Origin of the sequence: Serinicoccus sp. CUA-874 (assembly GCF_001942225.1) — a bacterium.
Lineage (GTDB): Bacteria > Actinomycetota > Actinomycetes > Actinomycetales > Dermatophilaceae > Ornithinicoccus > Ornithinicoccus marinus.
The window spans coordinates 1-1,565 of the sequence record NZ_MKJZ01000027.1; the positions used below are offsets into that span (position 1 = coordinate 1).

Sequence of the window (1,565 nt, forward strand, 5' to 3'; positions counted from 1 at the left end):
TGGGTTGCTCCAGCGTTCGTGTCCGGTTTCGGGCTGAGGATCAAGCAACATCTGTACGGTCTTCGTGACACCTGTAGGAGGGTGCGCGATGAGCACGAGCGATGCCTCGGTCCCGAGGAAGCGTCGGCCGAAGAAGGTCCTGTCAGCGTCGGCGAAGTACGAGATCTGGTTGCAGCTGGTCCGAGGTGAGGCCACGATCGGGCAGGCCGCGACCAGCGCCGGGGTGGACCGGTCCACGATCATCCGGGTGCGGCAGGTCGCCAAGGACGGTGCCCTCGCGGCGCTGGCCGCCTCCCGTCCTGGGACACCGGGCAAGAGCGCCCGAGACGTGGAGCTGGAGGAGGCCAACGCCGAGATCGACCGACTCGGCGAGGCGGTCAAGGAGCTGGCGGTCAAGCTGACCCTGCTGGAGAAAAAAGGGGGGCTGGACTGATGCCCATGGCCCCGGTGCCGGCCCGCGTCGACGCGGCCACCAAGACAGTCCTGCTCGAGGCCGTTAACCACGCGCTGGAGGCAGGCTGGCCGTTGGTGAAGGCCTGCGCCGTGCTTGGGCTGGAGGAACGCCGGGCCCGCCGCTGGACCCGGCGCAAGGACACCGGGACCCCGTTGGTCGACGCCCGCCCAGGTGCCTCCCTGAACGCGCTGACGCCGGCGGAGATCGAAGCCATCGTGTCCGCGTTCGAGACCTTCGGGGATAAGGACTTCTCCCACCGGCGCCTGGCCCACCGCGGCTCCTACGAGGACCTGTTCTGGGCCTCCCCGTCCACCGTGCGACGCGTCCTGAACGATCATGACCTGCGGTTTCGTCACCCTCCACGCCCACCACGCGGTGAACGGCGACCGTTCCCGGACTGGGCCACGTACACCCCGAACTCGATCTGGATCTACGACTCGACGCACTTCCCGCGTGCCGGGATGGCGGTGCTGATCATCGAGGACCTGGTCTCGCGCAAGTGGCTGACCCACGTCGTCTCGGCGCAGGAAACCCACACCCAGGTCCGGCTCGCCTTCGAGCAGGCCCTGGACGCCGAAGGGCTGCTCGAGGCGGCCCTGGACCGCGCCGAAGCTATCGGCGCACCCCTGGGCCTGGACGGGGTCGACGAGGCCACCCCGCTGCTGCTGGCTGTCTCGGACAACGGCTCGCAGATGATCGCGGGCCACACCCGCAAGTTCATGGCCATGGTCGCCATCGCCCAGCACTTCGGCCGGCCCGCCACCCCGACCGACCAGGCCTGGATCGAGTCCCTCAACGGCACCCTCAAGGCCGAGTGGCCGCACCTGAACGCCATCACCGACCCCGCGCTCCTGCGCGCCGAGCTCGAGGCCGTCCGGACCGAGTACAACGCCACCCGGTTGCACTCCGGTATCGGCTACGTCACCCCGCTCGACGAGCACGAGGGGCGCGGCACTGCCATCCGCACCGCCCGCCGCGAAGGCCTCGCCGAGGCCGCCAGACAGCGACTTGCCTACCACCGAGACCAGAGGAAGAATCAACGAAACCCAGAAGACCCCGATGTGGTCTGATCCGAGCGCCCGATGCGGACATTAACGCTGAAACACCTCAG

General features: G+C 68.6%; 2 protein-coding genes. Both read left to right on the forward strand.

Going from position 1 to position 1,565, the window contains the following annotated elements:
• Positions 1-88 precede the first annotated feature (88 nt).
• On the forward strand, positions 89-433 hold the full coding sequence (locus BJF80_RS08850; protein WP_075812965.1) for a hypothetical protein: 345 nt from the start codon (positions 89-91) through the stop codon (positions 431-433).
• A gap of 5 nt (positions 434-438) precedes the next feature.
• Positions 439-1,524, forward strand: coding sequence for an integrase core domain-containing protein (locus tag BJF80_RS08855; protein ID WP_083673562.1), 1,086 nt, complete (start codon positions 439-441; stop codon positions 1,522-1,524).
• Positions 1,525-1,565 lie beyond the last annotated feature (41 nt).